We start from the raw sequence: 22,263 nt of genomic DNA on the forward strand, positions 1-22,263 counted from the left end.
TACGGTTGCCGAGCTGTCACTATTATAATATTTATATTTTAAGAATCGCTCAAAATTGCGATCGGGCGCGAAAGGCGCCGAACAAGGGGAGAGATTTATGCGGAGTATTCTGCTTGGCGCCGTGTCGATTACGGCGGTCTTCGTTTCCATTTCGGGTGCTGCTGCTCAGGAGACGACGCCCTCGGAAAGCACGGCACAGGCCGAGGGCGTGAGTGCCGACGTGGGTGCCGATGAGGTCGCGGACGGGGGCCCGGACATCATCGTCACCGGCGTTCGCCAGTCGCTGGAACGCGCTGCCGAAGTGAAGCGCAATGCCGTGCAGGTGGTCGATTCCATCGTCGCGACGGACATCGGCAAGCTGCCCGACCCGACCGTCGCCGCCGCCCTGCAGCGCGTTCCCGGCATTCAGGTCCAGAACGACCGCAACAACGAACTGTCCACCGTGCGTATTCGCGGCCTGACCGATATCCTCACGACCGTGAACGGGCGAGAGGTCATCACCACCACCGGGCGCGGCTTCGACCTGCAGGATGTTCCGGCTGAGGCGCTGGCGCGGATCGACGCCTTCAAGTCGCAGACATCGGACCAGATCGAGGGCGGCGTCGCCGGTGCGATAGACTTGCGGCTCAACCGCCCGTTCAGCTTCCGCAAGCCGACCCTGGTGCTTACCGCGCGTCAGAACTACGCGACCATCGCCGATGCGAGCAACCCGCAGTTCGGTGTGCTCGCGGCCGGCAAGACGGACACCTCGATCGGCGAGATCGGCGCACTGATCAATGTCACATATTCGCAGGCGGAGAACATCCGCAGCGTAACCAACCTGGGAGAACGCCGCTATTCGGGCGGAACACCCCTCAACGTGCCGGGCCTGCTGATCCCGCAGGTGCTGCGCAACATGCCCGATGTCGGAGACATCACCCGCGTCCAGGCCAATGCCGCCGTGCAGTGGCAGGCCACACCTTCGCTCCAGTTCTATGCGGATGGCCTGTATACGAAATTTCGCAGCACGACGGGCTTCGTCGGCTTCAACCCGCAGCCTTTCACCAATGGTTCGCGAATTTCGGAGATCACGCCCAGCGATTACTGCTTCGATGCCCGCGTCAACGCCGGTGGCACCAATCCGCAACTCGTCAACAATGCCGACGGCACCGTGGGTATTCAGCCTTTCACCGTGCAACGGGTGTGCGAACTGAAGAGCGCACGTTTCGACAACGTCGTCATCAACCAGAACAGCTCTTCGGAAGACGTCACGCAGCGCAACAAGATGATCGCAGGCGGCCTGAATTTCGAGCAGGACCGGGTCAAGCTGGTGCTTGACGTGGCTTACCAGACCTCGCGCTCGTTCCTCCAGAACTTCAATGCCGAAGTCGGGCAGCGCGTGCCGACGGTCTTCGTCGAATTCAATGACAACAATGGGCCGTCGTTCACCATTGACCCGTCGATTCCTTTGAGTTCGGAAAACCTGTCGCTGCGCAACTCGATCAACCAGAACTACACGCTGGGGCAGGGCAAGCTGTTCCAGTCCCGCCTCGACGGGGAGTACGAGGTCGGCGGCATCCTGCCCAGGATCAAGACGGGCTTGCGCTATGCAAAGCGCAATGCGCGGTTCCAGGAAGTGCGCCAGACTAACACGGTGCAGTCGATCGGCTTCGGCAATATTGGCACGCCGACCGAGGCGAACGCGCGGCTGATCTCCAGCCTGCCGCTCTCGCCCGACTTTCTCAGCATCATCGGCGTGGCACCGCGTCTGAACGGCGGCGTGCCGTTCTTGGGAGTTAATCCTGCGTACCTGCGTTCGGAACGTGGACGTAACGAACTGCGTTCGCTGTTCGGCCTGCCGCTGCGCCAGCCGGACTTCGATCCGACGAAGGAATTCAACGCTCAGGAAACCACGTATGCGGGCTATGTGGAGGGATCTTACGAGATCCCGCTGGGTTCGCTGACCCTCGACGGCGTCATCGGCACCCGCGTCATCCGGACCGAGCGCACGATAGCCGGGTTCGAGCGACAGGGGGCGATACTCAGCCCGATCACCGCGAAAACGTCCGATACCGACATCCTTCCCTCCGCGACCGCGCGTTTGCAATTCCCGGGCTCTTTCCAGACGCGCGTGACGTATTCCCGCTCGATCCGGCGGCCCGACTTCGCCTCGCTCAATCCCAGCGAGTCCCTGACGTTGGTAGGCAACGTGTTCCTGCTCAACACCGGCACGCGCGGCAACCCGGCACTGCGACCGCAGAAGTCGGACAGCATCGACATCACGGCGGAATACTATTTCCGCAGCGGCTACATCTCGGTGGCCGGGTACTATCGCTCCATCAAAGATCGCGTCGTCACCTCGAACACGCAGGAGACGATCGACAGTTTGAACTACCTGATTTCGACGCCGCGCAACGTGGGGTCGGTCGATCTCAAGGGCGTGGAAGTCAGCGCGCAGTATTTCTTCGACTTCCTGCCCGGAGTGCTGTCCGGACTGGGCGTGCAGGGCGCTTTCACGATGGCCGATTCCAAGATCAAGGGTGACGACAACCTTGCCGGCTATCCTCTGGTCGGGGTATCCAAGTACAACTACACGGCAGGTCTGCTCTACGACAAGCACGGGTTGAGCGGCAGGCTGATCTGGACGCACCGCTCCAGTTACATCAACGCCGACAACACCGGTGGCGTCGCGCTGCGGCCGTTCGACGCGGACCGGGTGAACGATCCTTATGTGCCGGTGTTCCTGACATATGTGCGCCCTGCCGGTCGCCTAGACTTCAGCATCGGCTACGATGTGACCCAGGCCCTGCGTCTGGACATCGGCGGCACTAACATCCTGCGCAGCAAGACGTCGAGTTACTGGGGCGACAAGCGCGTGGTCTTCCAGCTCAACGGGGACGAGACGGTATACAGCCTCGGCGCGCGGGTGAAATTCTGACCGGCATGGCGAGTTGCAGCTCTTCCGAACCGCCCGCGCCGCTGGAAGACATCGGCCGGATCACGCTCCGGCGCATCACCTGGCGCCTGATGCCTCTGCTCTGCCTGCTGTATCTCGTTGCCTACATCGATCGGCAGAACGTTGCCTTCGCCAAGCTCCAGATGGTCGGCGACCTCGGGCTCAGCGAAGCGGCGTACGGGTTGGGATCGGCGCTGTTCTTCCTGGGCTACTGCATCTTCGAGATCCCCAGCAACCTGATCCTGGAGCGGGTCGGGCCGCGCCTGTGGTTCGCGCGGATCATCGGGGCCTGGGGGCTCGTCACGCTGGCGCTGGCCTTCGCATGGACACCTGCGAGCTTCTATGCGCTGCGCTTTCTGCTCGGTGTCGCGGAGGCTGGTTTCTTTCCCGGGGTGCTCTATCTGCTGACCTTGTGGTTTCCGCAGGCGCAACGGGCAAGGGCGATCGGCCTGTTCCTGATCGCGAGCACCTTTGCCAACGCGGTGGGCGCCGGGCTTGGTGGCCTGCTGCTCGAACTCGACGGTGTCGGCGGCCTGCGCGGTTGGCAATGGGTTTTCATCGCCACTGCGGTTCCCGCGCTCCTGCAGGTCCCCCTCGTGCTCACCCGGTTGCCGCGCCGCCCGGAAGACGCACCCTGGCTGACCGGGCAGCAGAAGGCATGGCTGGCGTCTACACTGGCGGCGGAAGGTGGATCGCGGGATCATGGCAACCCCTTGCGCGCGCTGGGCGATCGCCGCGTCATCGTGCTGTGCCTGGCCTTCGTAGGGTTTCCGCTTGCGGCCTATGGCCTGAGCTACTGGCTGCCGACCATCGTTCGCGGTTTCGGCGTCGGCGACGCCACCAACGGGTTGTTGAACATGATCCCCTGGATTGTCGTCGCAGCCGCCCTGTGGGGGCTTCCGGCCCTGGCGGCGCGCAGTTCGGGGTTCCGCCGCTTCATCGTCGCCCCAGCTTTCCTCGGAGCTTTCTGTCTGGTGATGACGACGGTGGTGCCATGGCCGGCGCTGCAATTCGCGGCGCTGTGCGTCGCGGCCGCCGCGATCTTCGCTGGGCAGCCTTTCTTTTGGGTGCTCCCCGGCCGTTTCCTGAGCGGGGCCGCCGCGGCGGCCGGGTTCGCCGCGATCAACTCCGTGGGCAATCTCGGCGGGTTCTTGGCCCAGACGATCGTTCCCCGCATTCACGACGCCACGGGCAGCGATCTTGCGCCGATGCTGTTCCTGGCCACCATGCTGGCGCTGTCGGGCACCGCCATTTTCCTGACAGTGCGTCTTATCCCGCGCTCCTAGCGTAATTTCATTCGTTTCATTTGCACCATCAAGGAGGATTGGATGTTTCGCTCTTCACTGTTGTTGGGGGTCGCGCTCATCCTCGGCATTGGCCAAAATGCCGCCTATGGACAGACTGTCTCGCCGCCTGCGGCATCGGTTGGCGGCGGACCGAGCTATGTCGGCCCGATCATGACCCGCTGGGGTAAGGCGGTCACCGCCGAGAATGCCTGGCGCAGCTATCCCCGCCCACAACTGGAGCGGGACACCTGGATGAACCTGAACGGCCATTGGGATTACGCGATCCGCCCCGCGAACGCGCCGCGACCGGAAACCATGGACGGTAAGATCCTCGTCCCCTTCGCGGTTGAATCCCGGCTGTCCGGAGTGGCGCGCAAGCTGCTGCCGGGAGACCGGCTTTGGTACAAGCGCACGTTCGCTCTCCCGGCAAAATGGCCGGGCCAACGAACGCTCCTGCATTTCGGCGCGGTCGACTTCGAGGCAACCGTCCTCGTCAATGGTGCCGTCGTGGGCAGTCACAAGGGCGGCTCCGACCCGTTCAACTTCGATGTGACGGCCTACCTGCGCCCTGGCGACAACGAACTCGTGGTGCAGGTGACCGACCCGACCTCCACCGGCGACCAGCCGCGCGGCAAGCAGACGCTTGATCCGCAGGGCATCTGGTATACGGCAGTCAGCGGGATCTGGCAGACCGTGTGGCTGGAGCCTGTGGCCGACCTTCATATCGCCGATCTGCGCGCCGTGCCGGACATCGACAAAGGCGAATTGACCATCGATGTGGCGCTCAGTGGCACTACCACGCCCGCTGATGCCGTTCGCGTCACGGCCCTCGACAAGGGCAAGGTGATCGCGAGTACGGTGATGCGCGGCAATCGGCAGGCAAAGCTGAAGATTCCGGGCGCCCGGCTATGGTCGCCCGACGATCCCTATCTCTATGATCTCATGGCCGAACTGGTGAAAGTCGCACCTCCGCAGGGCGGGGCGGGCGGCAGGCCCGGCTTGCCGCCGATGACCACCGAGGAGCGGCAGGCCTACGCGAAGGCATCTGTCGTGGGGGAACCTTCGGATTCCGTCAGAAGCTATTTCGGCATGCGCAAGATTTCCACCGGCATCGACCCGAGGACCGGCAAGATGGCGCTCCTGCTGAACAACAAGCCGTTGTTCCAAAACGGTACTCTCGATCAGGGATGGTGGCCCGAAAGCTTGCTGACCCCGCCGTCGGAAGAGGCTGCACGAAGTGACATCGTCTTTCTCAAGAAGGCGGGATTCAATATGCTGCGCAAGCATATCAAGGTTGAGCCCGCGCGATATTACTACGATGCAGACCGTCTCGGCATCCTGATCTGGCAGGACATGCCTTCGGGAGCCTTGGGCGATCAGGCCGTGCGCCGGGGCAGCGAATGGCAGGCGACGTTCTCCTCGGCGGGCATGGCCCAGTACCAGCAGGAAATGGCGCGGATGATCGGCGCCTTGCGGGCGTTCCCCTCGATTGTGATGTGGGTCACCAATAACGAAGGCTGGGGGCAATACGATGCGAAGACCGTTGGTGGTATTGCAAAGAGCATGGACCCCAGCAGGCTGGTCAATACCGCGAGCGGGTGGCTCGACGTGGCCGACAGTGGGTCGGACGTTTACGATATACACACTTACGAGGAAGTGCCCCTTACACCTGGACAACAGGCTGACAGGCCGATCGTGACGGGAGAATACGGCGGCGTGGGCCTCCCGGTTCCGGGTCATGTGTGGTTCACCGATCGCGACGCGCGCATCTACCAGTTCGCTACCGACACCGAAGATTTCCGGCGGCGCTACCGGATCAAGTTCGATGCCATCGTCCGTCAGGCGAAGGAGAACGGACTCTCGGCATCCGTCTATACCGAAACGACCGATGTGGAAGGAGAGCTGAACGGGCTCTTGACCTATGATCGTATGGTCGAAAAACTCCCAGCCGAGGAGTACGCGCGCATGGCGGGTCCTTTATTTATCGGGAAATGAAGAGGTGATGTCCGAGTTGGGGTGCAAACCCGCGCCGCCAATGTTTCCTTTGGCAGCTCTCCCGACCGGCATTTTGCAGTTTGCCCCAGCTATGCTTATGCCGGAATCCGAGCGGCATCTACCTGGTGCATGCGACCGGTAAGCTGAAATTCCGAAATCGGCCAAAGCAGGCCGGAAGGAGTTGGTGTGATGTCCGCGGGATTACCCGCCTAGTTTGAGCAATCGAAATCGCGGGGCTTCAAGCTACCCCTCTAAGGTTTTAGGCTTGCAAGTATAACCCGGGTTCGAATACCATGCAGGGAGTCGAACTGAGCCTACAAGCTTCAGATTTCGCACGGAAAGTGTTTCGTGGTTCCATTCGTGGATCCCTCCAGTTGACCGTAGAGGGCAAGGCCTTGGAAATCAGCCACTTAAAGGCTGAATTCGAATCCCACCCTCACAGCGGCAAAGGAACCAATATAAATTGGAGCTTAATACTTGAAAGTCTGCGCGCGGTCCCCCCTTATATGACGGGGTATTGTGTGTCGCTGCGTTCGAGAAGCCTTGAGGGGGGTCAAAGAAGCAACGTTTACGATAACCGATGAGGGCTCATAATCTATCCCATCATTCACATCCTTGATTTAGTTCATTGCGTTCCAACCTCGATGTCCGGAAAATGTCATCAATGCGAGCGATGGGACGGCTTACGAGAACTGCTGGCGGTGGCAGCGAAAGCGTTAGCATGTCCGCCCACGCGACCGCGATTTCCCGGCGGCGCTCCATGAAGGCCGCCCGGTTATAGGCTCCCTCGACCTTCTCCTTCGGAACATGTGCAAGCATCAGGTCTATGACCTTGCGGTCATGCTTCTTGCCGTGGCGCTCTGCCCACTCGTTCATGATTGTCGAAAACGCGGCGCGAAAGCCGTGAGGAACGTGGTGGCCATGATACCCGGCCCGGTTGAGCAGATAACCGATTGCATTTTCGCTCATTGGACGGCTGTTATGACGAACGCTGGGGAAAACGAGTGGGCCAGCACCGGTTATCGGCCAAAGAACTCGCAGCACCGCGATGGCCTGGCTGGTCAGCGGAACCAAGTGGTCGCCGCCGACCTCTTGCTTTCGCTCAAGGTCGCCTTTCATTCTGGCAGCGGGAATACGCCAGACAGGCTCGTCGCCATTCAAGTCTTCGAATTCGTTCCAGCATGCCCCACGTAATTCGCTCGGGCGCACTGCGGTGAGGGCGAGCAGCCTAAGGGCTAATCTGGTCACGGGACGCGCGTAGTCGGTTTCAGCATCGTCAATCATCTTGCGCAGCCGCCCGAGATCGGTGATCGCGGGTTGGCGTCCGCGAGGCAATGGTTTCAGGACAGTCGCAAGCTTTTCGGACGGATCCTTTTCGGCGATCCCCTTTGCGATCGCATACGTGAAGACGGCTGATATCCGCTGCCGGAGGCGCTTGGCGGTCTCAATGGCTCCACGATCTTCCACCGCTGTGAGCACCTCCAGGATTTTCGGAGGTGTCAGAGATGAGATTGGAAGGGAACCGATCTTAGGAAACACGTCGCGTGCGAGACTGTGTATAATGTCATCGGCATGGACCTTAGCCCAGCGCGATTTGACCTTGTCATGCCACTCCCGAGCGATGCGCTCGAAAGTGTGTCGACTGGCATTAAGGTTTGCCTCGACCTTCAGCTTCTTCTCGTTTGATGGATCTTTGCCTTCACCTAATTGCGCGCGCGAATCGTCTCTGTGTGCTCTGGCCTGGAGCAAGGTGACCATGGGATAAATCCCGAATGCCATGGTCTTCTGTTTGCCGTCGTAAGTGTAATTCCATTTCCAGAGTTTCGATCCGTTCGGCTTCACCAGAAGGTAGAGCCGGTGGCTGTCGGTCAGCTTGTAAGACTTGTCGCGTGGCTTGGCCGCGCGGATTTTGGCATCGCTCAACATCGTCATCTCCGAGACCACGTTTTCCAAACGCCGAGACCACGAATCGATACCACGCCTCGAGTGGAGGCTGGTGGACGCCCGTGGCCGGGTTGAGCTACTAAGTCTCGGTATTGCGGGAGAAATGTCCATCCAGGTGGACATCCATGGCCCTCTGTGGAGGGGCGCATGGCGGAGACGCCGGGATTCGAACCCGGGGTGCCCCCTTAAGGGCACGACGGTTTAGCAAACCGCTGGTTTCAGCCACTCACCCACGTCTCCGAGTGCGGCTTGGAGCGGTGCCTATAACGAGAGGGTTTAGAGGCGGCAAGGGGGGATTATCGAGATAATGCAGATTTCTCACATCCATCGCTTCAGGTGCCTTGGGCGTTCGTTCCGCCGCAAAACCGACTCGGATCGTCGCCCGTTCATTGCTAGGTCAGGCGTGGTGGATTCTTGTGAAAGGATACCAGTTTTGGCCGTGCATGGGGCGCGGGCGATGTGGGAAGCGCCGTTCAGGCATTGGGAACGCAAGGTAGTCACGCCATGAAGGGTCATTCTATGCAGGGTCGCACATCAACCGGCCGGGTCAGCGGTCGGGCCATCGTCGGGGTGGCGACGGTGCTGCTCGCGGTTTCAGCACCGCTTTCAACGGCCTTCGCGCAGGTCACGACCGTTGATCCTGACGCGGCAATTGATTCGGATCTCAATCAGGGCACCACTTACACCCCCGTTCCGCCTGCGGCGGAGCCGGGTAACGGAACCCCGGTAGACAGTGCTCCGCCGGCCGACTGGAATGGCGGACAACCTGCCTATCCTGCCCCTTCGCCGGTACCGGCTGCTCCGGCGGCTCCGGTCGTTGCCACGCAGGATGGCAGTTCCACCTACCGCGAAGACGACCTTATCGGCGCTGCGGAAGGGGTATTCGGCAAAGGCGCGAAGGGCCTGGCGGATATCATCAAGGATCTTCTGGCCAAGCAGGGCGAGCCCAATGCCTATATCGTCGGCCGCGAGGCGGGCGGGGCGATTGCCGTCGGTCTTCGCTATGGTTCGGGCACGCTCCATCACAAGATCGAAGGCGACAGGCCCGTTTACTGGACGGGCCCGTCGATCGGCTTCGATGCCGGTGCCAATGCAGGCAATGCCTTCGTGCTGGTTTACAACCTTTACGACAGCCAGGAACTGTTCCACCGCTTCGGTGCAGGCGAAGGCCAGGCGTATCTCGTAGGCGGTTTTACCGTCAGCTATCTGCGCCGGGGCAACACGGTGCTGATTCCTGTTCGGGCCGGAGCGGGCCTGCGGCTCGGTGCGAACATCGGCTATATGAAGTTCTCCGAAAAGCAGCGCTGGTTGCCATTCTGACGTAATGAAGTTGCGCATCGACGCTCCCACTCAACTAGGTGGTTGCGTCAGGCGGCGGGCGGGGTTAAGTGCCGCCCGCCATGCTCAACGACCTCAAGCAACAGCCCGCCGACGCGCTTCTTGCGCTGATCAAGCTCCACAACAACGATCCGCGTGCAGACAAGATCGACCTTGGTGTCGGCGTCTACAAGACCGCGGAGGGCGATACGCCCGTCTTCGCCGCAATCAAGGCGGCCGAGAAGAAGCTGGTCGAGGAGCAGGACTCCAAGGCCTACCTCGGCCCCGAAGGTGACATGGGCTTCGTCGAGAAGCTGATGCCCTACGTGTTCGGCAAGGCGAACCCGACCATGGACGGTCGTATCGAAGGGATGCAGACCCCCGGCGGCACCGGGTCGCTGCGCCTCGCCCTCGCGATGGTGAAGCGCGCCGGTTACAAGCGCGTGATCGTCGGCAAGCCCAGCTGGCCGAACCACAACCAGATCTGTGCCGACCTTGGCCTCGAAGTCGTAGAATTCAATCATGCCACTGCCGCTGGCGCGGACATGGATGCCGTGCGCGGTGCGATCGCTTCGGCGCAGGAAGGGGATGCCATCCTGCTGCACGGCTGCTGCCACAACCCGACCGGCATCGATTATACCAACGCCGAATGGGACGAGATTGCCGGACTGCTGGCTGCATCGACCATCCTGCCGGTGCTTGACCTTGCCTATCAGGGGCTCGGCCAGGGCATGGAAGAGGACGCTTACGGCCTGCGCCGTGTGCTTGCAGCGGTGCCGGAAGCGCTGATCTGCTATTCGTGCGACAAGAACTTCGGCCTCTATCGTGACCGTGTCGGCGCGCTCTACGCGATGGTGGCGGACCCGGCTGATCTCGCCAAGGTCATGTCGAACGGTCATTCGCTGGCCCGCGCCAACTGGTCGCAGCCGCCAGATCATGGCGGCGCTGCGGTCCGCGTCATCCTTGAGGATGAAGCTCTGACCGCGCAGTGGCTCGCCGAACTGGACGAAATGCGTGAACGCATGCGCGGCGTGCGTGCCAGGCTGCAGGCGGCCGGCAAGACCGGCGGCGTCGATCTTACCCCGGTGGGTTCGCAGAACGGCCTGTTCTCGATCATCCCCTTCACCCCGGAACAGGTGCAGGCGATGCGGTCGGAACACGGCATCTACTTCGCCGCTTCGGGCCGCATCAACGTTGCAGGTCTCACTACCGGCAATATCGACCAGTTCATCGCCGCAGTCGCGGCAGTGACGGCCTGATCATGAACCGTCAGCCGGTTCTCGAAGGGGACCGGCTGACGCTCCGGCCCCTGCTCGAAGGCGATTGGGACGCGTTGTTCGCAGTCGCGTCCGATCCCGAAATATGGGCAGCGCACCCATCACACGATCGCTGGCAGGAACCGGTGTTCCGCGCCTTCTTCGCTGAGGCGCTGGAGGGCGGCGGCGCTTTTGCAATCATCGACAAGTCTAGCGGGGCTATTATCGGCTCCTCCCGCTACGGTCAGCCTGACGCGGAGCAGCCCGGCGAGATCGAGATCGGGTGGTCGTTCCTGTCCCGCAGACACTGGGGCGGCGGCTTCAACGCGCAATTCAAGCGTCTCATGCTCGCTCACGCGCTGGAGCACTTTGAGCGCGTCATCTTCCAGGTCGGCGCCGACAACGTAATTTCACGCAAGGCGATGGCGAACATCGGCGGGCGTCTGGTGGAGGGGCGAACGCGCAGTTATGAACGCTGCGGGATCATGGTGGAGCATGTGATCTTCGAAATCACGCGAGAGAGTTTCGCTCAGGGACCGTTGGCCTGATCGTCTGATAGTCCACCTGTCGATCAATGGTTGCTGCGGCGATGGACGCGCCTCGCAGATATTGGCCTCGTCACGTTTTTCCTGCCAGACGTAACGTGGAGCCTGCATGACAATAGATCGTCCCGTAGGGATCGCCCTCGTGGGCTGCGGGCGTATCGCACCGCTGCACCTCAAGGCGATCGCGCGCAGCCCGGAGCATGCCCGTCTGGTTGCGGTGGTCGATCCCGATCCGGCTCGTGCGGCTGAGTTTGCAGGCGAATACGGCGCGGAACATGCATGCACTTCACTGGATCAGGCGCTGGCGCTGGATGCTGTAGAGGCGGTGGTTCTGTGCACGCCCAATGCACTTCATGCAGATCAGGTGGATCAGGTGCTGCGAGCAGGGCGTAACGTGCTGGTAGAAAAGCCGTTTTCTGAAACTGTCGCCGATGCCGAGCGGATTGCCACCCGGGCCGAAGAAACCGGGCTGGTACTGGCCGCGGGGCACACCTTTCGCCATGTTGAGGCAGTGCGCACGCTACAGGACCGCCGCGCCGAATTTGGTCGCCTGCGCGCCGTCAGCATATCGATGTGCGTGTTCTGGGATGGTCCGCAGGCGCCTTGGTGGGCAACCCGCACGCGCGAGGAAGGGCTGGTTCTTACCCTTTTCGCACCGCACGCGATCGACTTTCTGCAACTTGTGGTCGGTGAGATCGATCCCCTGCGCATCCATGTGGAGGCGGCGCGCTTCCAGCCGGACTGGGTGGCTGAGGACGAGGCGATGATCCTGCTGCGCTACCCGGACGACGTGCTGGCCTCCATCCACGTTTCCTACAATCAGAAGCGCACGATGAACCGCAAGATCGCGCATTTCGAGAATGCCACCGTCCGGGTCGAGAATGGTGACGAACTCTGGATTGATGATGAACCTGTCGTCATGCCGGATCGCGCGCCGGTCGAGGACGATGCGCTGTTCAATGACGGAATTACGCACTATTTCGCGACGCAGATCCGCGAATTCGCGCTTGCGGTGCGCGGACTGCCGAACCGCAGCGTGCTGCATCCCTCCGCTCTGCGCCAGACCCGCCTCAACCGCGCGATCGTTGCGGCCGCGCGGCACGACGGCTGATCAATGCGCCAGCGCTGCGCCTCCGCGAGCGGGGACGCAGCGCCAAATGATGAGGGCTGCAATGCACATCAGCGCCGCAGGTACGATGCCGAAGGCATAGCGGATCGCGTCCACGGCCTCGGCACTCTGGGCGATGCCGCACTTTGCGGCGGATGAATCGAAGCCACCGACGGCAAGGATGGAGCTTGCCACCAGCGTGCCGCCCAGCGCGATGCCGGCCTTTTCGATGATCGACCAGATCGCGGCGAACGATCCGGCAGTGTCACGCCCGGTTTCCACACGCGCCTGCGCCATGGCATCGGTGAGGAGGGACAGCGCGATCAGTCCCCAGCCGGAGTTGAACAGCCCGATGCAGGCCGAGCACACGTAAGTTACCCAGATCGGCCCCGTACCTGCGTTGGACCACACGATAAGTGTGATGACATGGCCGAGCGCGCCGACCAGATAGGCATTGCGCTTGCCCAGAACCTTGGCCAGCGCCACCCATAGGGGTGAGACAACCATGACTACGCCGCCCGCAATGGCGACCAGGATGCCAAGCTGCACAAGGGCATCGCTGCGGCCCATGTTGTAGGTGATGAAGAACGCCATCGCCGCGGAGCACGTGCCCGCTGCAACCGTCATTGCCGCCGCTGACAGGCACAGGACGCGGAACGGCCGGAAGGTCAGTGTGGAGAGCAGGCTGCGCAGGGACAGGTCACGCTCAAGCGGCACGGTGACCCGTACCTTGCGCACTGCGTTCCAGGCGGTGACAAGGCTGATCGCGGTGATCCCGCCCAGCAGTGCCGCGCCTGTGACATAGGCGCCGCGATCCGCGCCAAGTTCGTGAATGAGCCACGGCACCAGCGCGGAGCCGAGCAGCAGTCCTGCTCCCGTCCAGGCGTGCTTCCATGCCATCAGCACGGTGCGCTCCTGCGGATCGCTGCTGATTTCCGAAAAGTGGGCCAGGAACGGCACCGAAAAGCTGGCGAAGGTTACCATGTAGAAGCTGAACGCGACTACGACGTAGCCGACCTGCACGCTCATTTGCGCGTTCGGCACGAAGAATGTGGCGATCATCGCGAAGGGGGCAAGCGCCGCGCCGACCAGCAGCCAGTTGCGTCGAGCGAAGCGATGGAGATTCCGGTCGGAGACGACGCCGATGGTGAAATCGCTGAGCGCGCCGATCATCACCTTGGGCACGAAGATCGCCGCGCCCGCAATCGCTGGCGGGATGCCGACGATGCTGGTCAGGTAATAGAGCAGCAGGATCATCGGCGCGTCGCGGAATAGCTGATTCCCGACGTTCCCAAGACTGTACAGCGCCTTGGTCCGGGTCCGAAGCAAGCCGCCTTGCGGCGCGGCTCCATGCATGCCGTTTGTCTCCAAATGATCGTATGGCCGCCAGCCTAGGGGCAGGGTGACGGATCATTGGGAGAAAGACGCAAAGTCACCGACAGGCGGCGACTCTATTGGGGGGCTCAGCCGCGCAGCGACTGCATGCGCTGGAGGTAGCGGGCGAGCACGTCGATCTCCAGATTGACGCCGTCCCCTGCGCGCATGGCACCGATGGTGGTCACTTCGGCAGTGTGGGGAATGATGTTCAGGGTAAAATGACAGGTGCCGTCAGGCTCGTCGCTGACTTCGTTGACGGTCAGGGAGACGCCGTCGACCGTGATCGATCCCTTGGGCGCAAGGTAGGGCGCCAGGTCCTTTGGCGCGGCGATGACGAAGCGGCGTGAGTCGCCAACCGGTTCGATGTTGATGACGGTGCCGACCCCGTCGACGTGGCCGGTGACGATGTGCCCGCCCAGTTCGTCCCCCAACTTGAGAGCCGGTTCCAGGTTGAGGTATGCGCCTTCCTGCCAGCGGCCGGGTACGGTACGCGCCACGGATTCGGCTGAAATATCAACCGCAAACCAAGCATCACCCGCCACGCCGCCTTTGTCCACCACGGTCAGGCATACGCCCGAACAGGCGATCGATGCGCCCATCGCGATGCCGGCCGGATCGAAGGGGCAGGCGATGACGGCGCGCAGGTCGCCGGTCTTGCGGGCTTCGCGGATGGTGCCGACAGCGGTGACGATTCCGGTGAACATGGGCTAGCTCTCGTTAGAATTTCGCGCGTCGTAGACTTCGAGCGTGTCGCTGCCAAGCTGTCGTCGTTCGACCATGTGCCAGCGGCCGTGAGCCTGCGCCAGCGATGGCAACCCAAAATTGCCCAGCCCCGGCCGTCCGCCAAGCAATACCGGCGCGCGGTAGATCAGCAACCGGTCGACAAGACCCGCCGCCAGAAATGTGGTGGCGGCCTGCGCGCCGCCTTCTACGAAGACGTGCAGAATGCCCTCCATTCCCGCGATGGCTTCAGGCGAAGGGAGCGCGCGCCAGCCTTCAGGCGCAGTGCTGCGCGTCAGCACCCAGCGCTGCGGGTTGCGGTTTTCCAGGCCCGGCAGGCGCACATCCAGTCGGGGGGCATCGGCTCTGAACGTACCGCCGCCGACGAGGATCGCGTCAGATCGGGCGCGCATGGCGTGGGTGTGCGCGCGTGCCTCAGGCCCGGTGATCCACTGGCTTTCGCCGCTTGCCATCGCGATGCAGCCGTCGAGCGACAGGGCAAGCTTGAGTGTCACTTCCGGGCGACCGTGGCGCTTGGTGATGAGGTAGCCTGACAGGCTTTGCGCGCAGGCAGCCGAAGGCAGGTATTCCGCCTCGATACCCTCCGCGCGAATACGGGCGATGCCGGCGCCGGATGTACGCGGATCGGGGTCCATGCAGCCGATTACCACGCGGGAAAGGCCGGATTTCGCGACAAGATCAGCACAAGCGGGGCCGCGCTGAGACTCGTGTGCACAAGGTTCGAGGGTGACGTAGATCGTTGCTCCGCGCGCGTTTTCCCCTGCTGCGGCCAGCGCCATGGCTTCGGCGTGAGGGCGCCCGCCGGGCTGGGTCCATCCGCGCGCGATGACCCTGCCATCCCTGACGATCAAGGCGCCGACGCCCGGATTCGGGCGGCTTAGCGGACGTGCGCGGGCAGCGAGGGCGGCTGCTGCGGCTAGCCAGCGCGCGTCCTCGCTTGGGCAATGGTTCACTGCTTGGCGGGATCCGGAGCGAGTTTGGGATTGGCGATGCCGCCATCTTTCAGTGTCTTTTCAACACGTTCCCGCTCTGCCTTGGCTTCGGCGGCTTCTTCTGCGTCGGCTTCGCGGGCGATCTTGTCGACGTCCATGCCGGAATAGCGGCCGATCGCCTTGTACAGATCGCGCACTTCCTTGTCCCGGCGGGCGAGTTCGCGGGCGTTGGATTCCTTGGCCTTCTGGTTGGCGAGGTTTTCCGCTTCGATCTCCGCGTCGGTGCGGTGTTCCTTGAGGACGGAGATCCAGGTCACCTTCGGCGGCGGGTGCGGAGCGCTGCCTTCCTGCGTAAACATCAGATAAAACACGCCAAAAGTGCATGCCGCCGAGACCGCGGCGATACGCCAGCGGTTGTGCCCGGCCTGCTGCCAGACCAGCTTGAAATCCGCGACCATGCCGGTCGGGTTTGCATCTTTCCAGATTCCGCTGCGCTTCAACATGGCACTCATGTAGGCCCTAACGGCACCTAAAGCTACCCGAACGGCACATAGAGCGACCGACCATGCGCTTTCAGCCACCGATTGGCTTCGTGGATCGAGCCTTCGAAGATCGTCTTGAGGAAATGGTGGAACGCGGGCGAGTGATCGAAGTGGACGAGGTGTGCAACCTCATGAGCAACCACCGAGCGGCGCACAGGATCAGGCGCCATGATCAGGCGCCAGTTGATCCGGATCGTCCCGTCATGCGCGCAGGAGCCCCAGCGGCGCTGCGCACTCGACAGACCAAGGGCGGGACAGGGCTGCGCGGCGCGTTCGCAGTATTCGGCAAGGTCTGCAATCAGCAGATCGCGCGCCTGTTCCTGCAGCCAGCGCAGCACGCGGGGGGAGAGTGAGGTAGCGGGGCCGCCCAGGCGCAGTTCGCCATCGTCGACCACCGGCTTGCGCGGTGCCGTCTCGTCGTGGATCACCACCAGGGGATCGCCCCGAAAGGTAATCGTCGTGCCATCTGCCATCGGCGCGGCGGGGGGCAGGGCGGTGAGCTGCTTCGCCAGCCAGTCGCTGCGGCTTCGAGCGAAAGCGACAGCCTCTGCCGTGCGGGTCCAGCGCGGTACGGAAATGCGCACTTCGCTGCCGTCGGGCGCAAGGCGCATGGTCATGCGGCGGGCGCGTTCAAGGTGGCGGACGATGATCGGCAAGGCGCGGCCTGCGACCTCCACCGTAAGGTCTTCCCGAGGATCGCGGCGCAGCCAGTCGAGCATGGGGTTAACCCTTGCTTCCCGCCGTGGAGGGAGGGAGGATATCCCACGGCGCACTGCCGTCCTCTACCTCCCACTCCTCCTCATCGTCGTCGCCATAGGGCCAGACGATATGCTGTTCGAGCGGACCTGCAACCGTCTCGGAAATGACCTTGCCCGCAACCGACATGCCCGCTTCGTGGATCGTGTCGCGACTGCCGCTGATCAGATAGTGCCATTCGGGCAGCGGATCCCCATCGGCGCGCAGGCGATAGGCACAGCTGGGCGGCAGCCAGGCATAGCGGCCTGCGCTTTCCGGCGTCAGCTTCAGGCAATCGGGCACGAAACTGCGGCGATTGGCATAATCGCTGCACTGCGCCGTCTTGAGGTTGAGCAGCTTGCAGGCGACGTTGGTGTGATAGATCTCGCCGGTGTCATCGTCCTCGACCTTGTGGAGGCAGCACTGGCCGCAGCCGTCGCACAGGGCTTCCCATTCCGTGCGGCTCAGCTGGTCGAGGGGGCGTTCCCAGAAGGGTTTCGATCCGCTCACTTCACCCACTTTTCAAGCTCCGCCTCAACTGCCTTGCGGCCCTGGTCTGACGGCAGCATGGCGACGGGCTTCCCATCGGGATCGAACAGGTACGTGATACGAACATGGTCCATCAGATAGCCGCCGGGAGTGTCTGCCCCCTTCTTGTAATATATCGCGAAGGCCTTGGCAGCACTTTCGATCTGCTGCGGGGTGCCGGTCAGGCCAAGCAGTTGCGGGCCGAAAGCGGAAGTCCACTGGCCGACGATTTCCGGCGTGTCGCGTGCCGGATCGACGGTGATGAAGATCGGCTGAACTTTCGCGGCCTTTGCAGGTTCGCGCTTCGCGAATTCCGCGAAGCCGCGCATCGTTTCCTGCATGTCGAGCGGACAGACATCGGGGCAGAACGTGTAGCCGAAGTACACGATTCGCCAGCGGCCCTTGAAGCTGTCCCAGGTGACCGGCTTGTTGTCCTTGTCCACCAGCGTGAAAGGCCCGCCGATGGCCGCGCCTTCAAGCGGCGGGCGTTCACCCCCCGATCCATTGGCAGGTTGCTGCGAACAGGCAGTGAGCGACAGGCCCGCCAGCAGTACGAGTGCAAGGGGGGCGAGACGACGTGCAAGGTATGTCATGGCGCCCACGCTCATGACCTGCTAGACGCTTCCATGCAAGGCGCGGTTGGCGGGGCTGCGCGAAAGACCTGTGGTGGAAGGACATTGGAAGTGTTGAAGATGACGATACGTCGCGTTGTGGGCCTTTCTCGCGTGGCTCTCAAGGTGGCCGTCCCCGTCCTGGCGATGAGCCTGCTGGCGCCGTCTCCTGCCCGCGCCGACTTTTCCGAGGGATACAAGTTCCTTGAAGCGGTAAAGAAGAAGGAAGGCGACAAGGTCGAGGAAGCGATCATGAAGTCGTCCCAGATCGTCAACGCCAAGGACGTCACCAGCGGCGAAGGCGCGCTTCACATCGTCACCGCGCGCCGCGATCTGACCTGGCTCAGCTATCTCATCGCCAAGGGCGCCAACGTCAACGCTACGGACGATCGCGGCCGCAGCCCGCTGGAACTGGCGGTGAACCTTGGCTGGCGTGAAGGGGCGCAGCTGTTGCTTGACCAGAAAGCCAGCCCCGATACGTCGAACGACGCGGGCGAAACGCCGCTGATCTTCGCCGTCCACCGCAAGGACCTGCAATTGACCAAGGCGCTGCTCGAAGCGGGCGCAAATCCGGACCGTTCGGATAATTCGGGCCGCAGCGCGCGCGATTACGCCAAAGTTGAAGGCGGCGGCTCGCAGCTGATGTCGGTGATCGAAACTTACGGCAAGAAAGGCGCGAAGACCGCCAAGCCGGTCTACGGCCCGACTTTCTAAGGACATTCGTAAAATGACCCAAGAAGCCGCCTCGCTCGACGAACTGCGCCTGCAACTGGCGCCGCTGGTGGCCGATGCCGCTGTGTTCGACGGCTGGACCGCCGACGCGGTCGCATCCGCAGCCCAGTCGGCGGGTGTCGATCCGGCGCTGGCGGCTTATGCCTTCCGTGATGGGGCGATGGCGATGATCTCCGCCTGGATCGGGCACGTCGACGCGACGATGAGCGCGTCAGTGGCCGGTAGTGCGCTGTCCAACCTTTCGATCCGCGAACGTATCCGCCGGCTCGTCTGGGCGCGGCTTGAAGCAGTTGCCGGTCGTGAGGAAGCCCTGCTGCGGGCCCTGACGATCATGGCGATGCCGCAGAACATCGCCGCATCGACGCGTCTGGGCTGGCACAGCGCCGACGTCATGTGGCGGCACGCGGGCGACACGGCAACCGATTACAATCACTATACCAAGCGGGCGATCCTTGGCGGCATCTATGCTGCCACGCTCCACGTCTTCGCGCGTGACACCAGCGAGGACAAGGCCGAGAGCCGCGCGTTTCTCGATCGGCGCATCGCCGGGATCATGCGTTTCGAAAAGGTGAAGTCGCAGCTTCTGCGCAAGCCCGACGAACGCTTCAGCATGACCCGCCTGCTTGGCCGCATACGGTATCCTGCGCGCTGATGATCCGGCGACGTTCCTTCCGGCAGTCGGGCGGCCACCGCGACGCAGTGGAGCAAGCGCGTTTCGTTTCAAATTCTTGCATCCGCCAAAACCCGTAATTCTGCTATTGCGATCCGGTTGCAATTAAGGATGTTATCTGGCACCGCGCAGCCCATGACTCTCGATATGCTTCCCATCGGCCGGTCCGCGCGCATCGTCGCCGTCGACTGGTCCGCGCTCGTCCAGGAAGAGGCGCGAAGGCTCCGCGCCCTGGGCTTGGAGGAGGGCGCCAGGATTGCGGTGTCGCATCGCGGCATCCTGGGCGGGCGCGATCCCATTGCCATTACCGTGGGCCGCATGACGGTGGCCGTGCGCCGCGCGCATGCCGCTGCGATGGAGGTCGAGGAACTGTGAGCCGTCAACGTAAAATCGCGCTCGTCGGCAACCCCAATGCGGGCAAGAGCGCGCTGTTCAACGCGCTGACCGGCGCGCGCCAGAAGATCGCCAATTATCCCGGCGTTACCGTGGAGCGCAAATCGGGCCGCTTCGTCCTGCCCACCGGCGAACCGGTGGAGATGACTGACCTGCCCGGCGCCTATGGTCTGGATTTCACCAGTCCGGACGAGGAAGTGACGGCAAAGGTCATCGCCGGCATGTTCCCCGGCGAAGCTGCGCCCGATGTGCTGGTGGTGGTGCTCGATGCGTCGAACCTCGAACAGCATCTGGTTTTCGCGCAGGAACTGCTGGCGCTTGGCAAGCCCACCGTGGTCGCCCTCAACATGGTCGATCTGGCCGAACGTGACGGTCTCGTCCTCGATGCCGCCGTGCTGGCCGAGGAACTGGGCGTGCCCGTCATCCCGACGGTTGCAGTGCGTCGCCGCGGCCTTGCCGAACTGGGCGAGGCGATCGCCAGCGCCGGGGAACGCCACGCGGGGCCGGCCCTGACCGATCTTGGCGCGACCGAACGCCGCGTCGCCGCACATGCCATGGCATCGGCCGCAGTGCTGTCGGAATCGAAAAGCCATCGCCTGCACGCCAGTCTCGATAAGGTTCTGCTGAATCCGTGGGCAGGGCCGCTGGTGCTGCTGGCCGTGCTGTTCGTGGTGTTCCAGGCAGTCTTCGCCTGGGCCGCGCCGTTCCAGGATGGGATCGAGACGGGCGTGGGCGCGCTGCACGATGCGGTTCAGGGCGCGCTGCCCGAAAGCCTGCTGCGCGATCTGCTGACAGAGGGTGTGATTTCCGGCGTCGGTTCCGTCATCGTCTTCCTGCCGCAGATCATCATTCTCTTCGCTTTCATCCTTGCCATGGAAGCATCGGGCTACATGGCGCGCGCGGCGTTCCTGATGGACCGCATGATGGCCAGCGTCGGGCTTTCGGGCCGCAGCTTCATCCCGCTGCTCTCCAGCTTTGCCTGCGCCATTCCCGGCATCATGGCGACGCGCTCGATCACCGATCCCAAGGACCGGCTGACGACGATCCTGATCGCGCCGCTGATGACCTGTTCGGCCCGCCTGCCGGTCTACGCCGTCATCATCGCCGCGTTCATCCCCAATACCAATGTGTGGGCCGGGATCGGCCTGCAGGGACTGGTGCTGCTTGCGCTCTATATCGCGGGCGTCGTGGGTGCCATGGGCGTGGCCCTGCTGCTGCGCCGGACGGTGGCGAAGGGCGGCGCATCGGGCTTTATCATGGAGATGCCCAAGTACCAGATGCCCCGCCTCAAGGACATGGCGATTGGCCTGTGGCAGCGCGCATGGATATTCCTGCGCCGCGCGGGCACGGTGATCTTCACCGTCACGGTCGTCCTGTGGATCATGCTGAGCTTCCCCAAGGCCGGGCCGGGCGAGAACCAGGTGGATGCCTCCATCGCAGGCAAGGTGGCGAACGGGCTTGCGGTGATCGTGGCCCCGATTGGCTTCGACCGCGACATGGCGCTGGCCCTGATCCCGGCGATGGCCGCGCGCGAAGTGGCCGTCTCCTCGCTGGCGACGACTTATGCCGTGGCTGCGGGCGACGACGAGGAAGAGCAGGCGGCCGAACTGGGCGACCAGATCAAGGCCCGCTGGACCCTGCCGATGGCGCTGGCGTTCCTTGCATGGTTCGTCTTCGCGCCGCAGTGCATGTCGACCATCGCCGTCGTGCGGCGCGAGACCAACGGGTGGAAATGGGCCTCGTTCATGCTGCTCTACCTGTTCGGCCTTGCTTACCTGGCCGCGGGTGCGACCTACTGGATAGCGGTGGCGGCCGGGCTTTGAGGGGTCGGGGAAAAATGCCGCAGCGGACTCGCATCGGCGGGCCCTGATCGGCTACCCCGTCCGCCAATCTGAAACACGAAAGCGATTCCCAATGGCAGGCAGCGTCAACAAGGTCATTCTCGTCGGCAACCTGGGGGCCGATCCCGAGGTCAAGTCGTTCCAGAACGGCGGGCGCATCGCCAACCTGCGCATCGCCACGTCCGAAAGCTGGAAGGACCGCGCCACCGGCGAACGCAAGGAGCGGACCGAATGGCATTCGGTGGTGCTTCAGTCCGACGGCCTCGTCGGTGTGGCCGAACGGTTCCTGCGCAAGGGCTCGAAGGTCTATATCGAAGGCCAGCTGCGCACCCGCAAATGGCAGGACCAGAACGGCAACGATCGTTACACCACCGAGATTTCGGTGGGCGGCATGGGCGGCGTGCTGACCATGCTTGACGGCGCGCAGGGCGGTGGCGGCGGCCAGCGTGGCGGCGGCGGTGGTGGCTGGAACGAAGGCGGCTCTTCGGGCGGCGGCTTTGGCGGCGGCCAGCGTTCGGGCGGCGGATCGCGCGGCGGTGACGAATGGGGCGGCTCGTCCGGTGGTTCCTCGGGCGGCTCGTCCGGCGGCTTCGGTGACGATCTGGACGATGATATCCCGTTCTGATCGGCTGCGCTCACGGTCGTCCTTCCGTTATTGACGCAAGGGCGACGCGGGCGAACATTGCAGCGCCGAGATGCCTGCCGACGAACAGGCCGGACAGGCGGCTCAGCGTATCGAATTGTGTCCTTTTCGGGGGGGGGGGGGGGCCCCCCC

Annotated in this window: 20 protein-coding genes and 1 tRNA gene; 12 read left to right on the forward strand and 9 right to left on the reverse strand. The window is 63.1% G+C overall.

What is annotated here, in order from left to right; translation table 11 throughout:
- Positions 1–97 precede the first annotated feature (97 nt).
- The 3 genes from A8V01_RS17965 to A8V01_RS17975 are packed head-to-tail and all read left to right on the forward strand — an operon-like array spanning position 98 to position 6,216.
- Positions 98–2,917, forward strand: coding sequence for a TonB-dependent receptor (locus tag A8V01_RS17965; RefSeq protein ID WP_103097546.1), 2,820 nt, complete (start codon positions 98–100; stop codon positions 2,915–2,917).
- Positions 2,918–2,922: 5 nt separating this feature from the next.
- Positions 2,923–4,221: an MFS transporter gene (locus A8V01_RS17970; protein ID WP_103097548.1), complete on the forward strand. Its 1,299-nt coding sequence runs from the start codon at positions 2,923–2,925 to the stop codon at positions 4,219–4,221.
- Positions 4,222–4,263: 42 nt separating this feature from the next.
- Complete coding sequence (locus A8V01_RS17975; RefSeq protein ID WP_211295065.1) at positions 4,264–6,216, forward strand: glycoside hydrolase family 2 protein; 1,953 nt, start codon at positions 4,264–4,266, stop codon at positions 6,214–6,216.
- A gap of 603 nt (positions 6,217–6,819) precedes the next feature.
- On the opposite strand, the gene A8V01_RS17980 is transcribed toward A8V01_RS17975, so the two are convergent.
- Both A8V01_RS17980 and A8V01_RS17985 read right to left on the reverse strand, forming a co-directional pair.
- On the reverse strand, positions 6,820–8,142 hold the full coding sequence (locus A8V01_RS17980; protein ID WP_103097582.1) for a tyrosine-type recombinase/integrase: 1,323 nt from the start codon (positions 8,140–8,142) through the stop codon (positions 6,820–6,822).
- A 166-nt stretch (positions 8,143–8,308) separates the two neighbouring features.
- A tRNA-Ser gene (locus A8V01_RS17985) sits at positions 8,309–8,400 on the reverse strand.
- Positions 8,401–8,664: 264 nt separating this feature from the next.
- On the opposite strand from A8V01_RS17985, the gene A8V01_RS17990 reads away from it, so the two are divergent.
- From A8V01_RS17990 to A8V01_RS18005, 4 genes are all read left to right on the forward strand, one after another.
- Positions 8,665–9,480: a DUF1134 domain-containing protein gene (locus tag A8V01_RS17990; RefSeq protein ID WP_103097550.1), complete on the forward strand. Its 816-nt coding sequence runs from the start codon at positions 8,665–8,667 to the stop codon at positions 9,478–9,480.
- A gap of 80 nt (positions 9,481–9,560) precedes the next feature.
- Positions 9,561–10,736 carry an amino acid aminotransferase gene (locus A8V01_RS17995; protein ID WP_103097552.1) on the forward strand — a complete coding sequence of 392 codons (1,176 nt, stop codon included), beginning with the start codon at positions 9,561–9,563 and terminating at the stop codon, positions 10,734–10,736.
- A 2-nt stretch (positions 10,737–10,738) separates the two neighbouring features.
- Positions 10,739–11,281, forward strand: coding sequence for a GNAT family N-acetyltransferase (locus A8V01_RS18000; RefSeq protein ID WP_103097554.1), 543 nt, complete (start codon positions 10,739–10,741; stop codon positions 11,279–11,281).
- A 106-nt stretch (positions 11,282–11,387) separates the two neighbouring features.
- Positions 11,388–12,389, forward strand: coding sequence for a Gfo/Idh/MocA family protein (locus A8V01_RS18005; protein ID WP_103097556.1), 1,002 nt, complete (start codon positions 11,388–11,390; stop codon positions 12,387–12,389).
- On the opposite strand, the gene A8V01_RS18010 is transcribed toward A8V01_RS18005, so the two are convergent.
- The 7 genes from A8V01_RS18010 to A8V01_RS18040 form a co-directional block, all read right to left on the reverse strand.
- Entirely contained in the window at positions 12,390–13,715 is a 1,326-nt protein-coding gene (locus A8V01_RS18010) for an MFS transporter (RefSeq protein WP_170065976.1), read from the reverse strand. It abuts the gene before it with no gap.
- Positions 13,716–13,849: 134 nt separating this feature from the next.
- Positions 13,850–14,467 carry a riboflavin synthase gene (locus A8V01_RS18015; RefSeq protein WP_103097560.1) on the reverse strand — a complete coding sequence of 206 codons (618 nt, stop codon included), beginning with the start codon at positions 14,465–14,467 and terminating at the stop codon, positions 13,850–13,852.
- A gap of 3 nt (positions 14,468–14,470) precedes the next feature.
- Positions 14,471–15,457: a bifunctional diaminohydroxyphosphoribosylaminopyrimidine deaminase/5-amino-6-(5-phosphoribosylamino)uracil reductase RibD gene (gene ribD / locus A8V01_RS18020; protein WP_103097562.1), complete on the reverse strand. Its 987-nt coding sequence runs from the start codon at positions 15,455–15,457 to the stop codon at positions 14,471–14,473.
- Positions 15,454–15,939: a hypothetical protein gene (locus tag A8V01_RS18025; protein WP_245892704.1), complete on the reverse strand. Its 486-nt coding sequence runs from the start codon at positions 15,937–15,939 to the stop codon at positions 15,454–15,456. The genes ribD and A8V01_RS18025 overlap by 4 nt, the downstream gene beginning before the upstream one ends.
- A gap of 32 nt (positions 15,940–15,971) precedes the next feature.
- On the reverse strand, positions 15,972–16,697 hold the full coding sequence (locus A8V01_RS18030; RefSeq protein ID WP_103097564.1) for a M48 family metallopeptidase: 726 nt from the start codon (positions 16,695–16,697) through the stop codon (positions 15,972–15,974).
- 4 nt (positions 16,698–16,701) lie between these two features.
- The gene (locus A8V01_RS18035; RefSeq protein ID WP_103097566.1) at positions 16,702–17,232 is read right to left on the reverse strand and encodes a YcgN family cysteine cluster protein; all 531 of its coding nucleotides are present in this window, start codon (positions 17,230–17,232) and stop codon (positions 16,702–16,704) included.
- A complete protein-coding gene (locus A8V01_RS18040) occupies positions 17,220–17,834 on the reverse strand; it encodes an SCO family protein (protein ID WP_245892705.1) in 615 nt (204 codons plus the stop codon). The genes A8V01_RS18035 and A8V01_RS18040 overlap by 13 nt, the downstream gene beginning before the upstream one ends.
- Positions 17,835–17,933: 99 nt before the next feature.
- On the opposite strand from A8V01_RS18040, the gene A8V01_RS18045 reads away from it, so the two are divergent.
- From A8V01_RS18045 to ssb, 5 genes are all read left to right on the forward strand, one after another.
- Positions 17,934–18,566: an ankyrin repeat domain-containing protein gene (locus A8V01_RS18045; RefSeq protein WP_103097586.1), complete on the forward strand. Its 633-nt coding sequence runs from the start codon at positions 17,934–17,936 to the stop codon at positions 18,564–18,566.
- 13 nt (positions 18,567–18,579) lie between these two features.
- Positions 18,580–19,236 carry a COQ9 family protein gene (locus tag A8V01_RS18050; RefSeq protein WP_103097570.1) on the forward strand — a complete coding sequence of 219 codons (657 nt, stop codon included), beginning with the start codon at positions 18,580–18,582 and terminating at the stop codon, positions 19,234–19,236.
- Between the two features lie 153 nt (positions 19,237–19,389).
- Positions 19,390–19,629, forward strand: a complete 240-nt coding sequence (locus A8V01_RS18055; protein WP_103097572.1) for a FeoA family protein — start codon at positions 19,390–19,392, stop codon at positions 19,627–19,629.
- Positions 19,626–21,470, forward strand: coding sequence for a ferrous iron transporter B (gene feoB / locus A8V01_RS18060; RefSeq protein ID WP_103097574.1), 1,845 nt, complete (start codon positions 19,626–19,628; stop codon positions 21,468–21,470). Before A8V01_RS18055 ends, feoB begins: the two co-directional genes overlap by 4 nt.
- A 91-nt stretch (positions 21,471–21,561) precedes the next feature.
- Entirely contained in the window at positions 21,562–22,113 is a 552-nt protein-coding gene (gene ssb / locus A8V01_RS18065) for a single-stranded DNA-binding protein (protein ID WP_103097576.1), read from the forward strand.
- Positions 22,114–22,263 lie beyond the last annotated feature (150 nt).

The organism is Novosphingobium guangzhouense, from assembly GCF_002896965.1.
Taxonomy (GTDB): domain Bacteria; phylum Pseudomonadota; class Alphaproteobacteria; order Sphingomonadales; family Sphingomonadaceae; genus Novosphingobium; species Novosphingobium guangzhouense.

What these genes read in the sequence shown, in the direction of transcription:
- A8V01_RS17965 (WP_103097546.1), top strand. Translation starts at nt 98, where the DNA reads ATGCGGAGTATTCTGCTTGGCGCCGTGTCGATTACGGCGGTCTTCGTT.
- A8V01_RS17970 (WP_103097548.1), top strand. Translation starts at nt 2,923, where the DNA reads ATGGCGAGTTGCAGCTCTTCCGAACCGCCCGCGCCGCTGGAAGACATC.
- A8V01_RS17975 (WP_211295065.1), top strand. Translation starts at nt 4,264, where the DNA reads ATGTTTCGCTCTTCACTGTTGTTGGGGGTCGCGCTCATCCTCGGCATT.
- A8V01_RS17980 (WP_103097582.1), bottom strand. Translation starts at nt 8,142, where the DNA reads ATGTTGAGCGATGCCAAAATCCGCGCGGCCAAGCCACGCGACAAGTCT.
- A8V01_RS17990 (WP_103097550.1), top strand. Translation starts at nt 8,665, where the DNA reads ATGAAGGGTCATTCTATGCAGGGTCGCACATCAACCGGCCGGGTCAGC.
- A8V01_RS17995 (WP_103097552.1), top strand. Translation starts at nt 9,561, where the DNA reads ATGCTCAACGACCTCAAGCAACAGCCCGCCGACGCGCTTCTTGCGCTG.
- A8V01_RS18000 (WP_103097554.1), top strand. Translation starts at nt 10,739, where the DNA reads ATGAACCGTCAGCCGGTTCTCGAAGGGGACCGGCTGACGCTCCGGCCC.
- A8V01_RS18005 (WP_103097556.1), top strand. Translation starts at nt 11,388, where the DNA reads ATGACAATAGATCGTCCCGTAGGGATCGCCCTCGTGGGCTGCGGGCGT.
- A8V01_RS18015 (WP_103097560.1), bottom strand. Translation starts at nt 14,467, where the DNA reads ATGTTCACCGGAATCGTCACCGCTGTCGGCACCATCCGCGAAGCCCGC.
- A8V01_RS18025 (WP_245892704.1), bottom strand. Translation starts at nt 15,939, where the DNA reads ATGTTGAAGCGCAGCGGAATCTGGAAAGATGCAAACCCGACCGGCATG.
- A8V01_RS18030 (WP_103097564.1), bottom strand. Translation starts at nt 16,697, where the DNA reads ATGCTCGACTGGCTGCGCCGCGATCCTCGGGAAGACCTTACGGTGGAG.
- A8V01_RS18040 (WP_245892705.1), bottom strand. Translation starts at nt 17,834, where the DNA reads ATGACATACCTTGCACGTCGTCTCGCCCCCCTTGCACTCGTACTGCTG.
- A8V01_RS18045 (WP_103097586.1), top strand. Translation starts at nt 17,934, where the DNA reads ATGACGATACGTCGCGTTGTGGGCCTTTCTCGCGTGGCTCTCAAGGTG.
- A8V01_RS18050 (WP_103097570.1), top strand. Translation starts at nt 18,580, where the DNA reads ATGACCCAAGAAGCCGCCTCGCTCGACGAACTGCGCCTGCAACTGGCG.
- A8V01_RS18055 (WP_103097572.1), top strand. Translation starts at nt 19,390, where the DNA reads ATGACTCTCGATATGCTTCCCATCGGCCGGTCCGCGCGCATCGTCGCC.
- ssb (WP_103097576.1), top strand. Translation starts at nt 21,562, where the DNA reads ATGGCAGGCAGCGTCAACAAGGTCATTCTCGTCGGCAACCTGGGGGCC.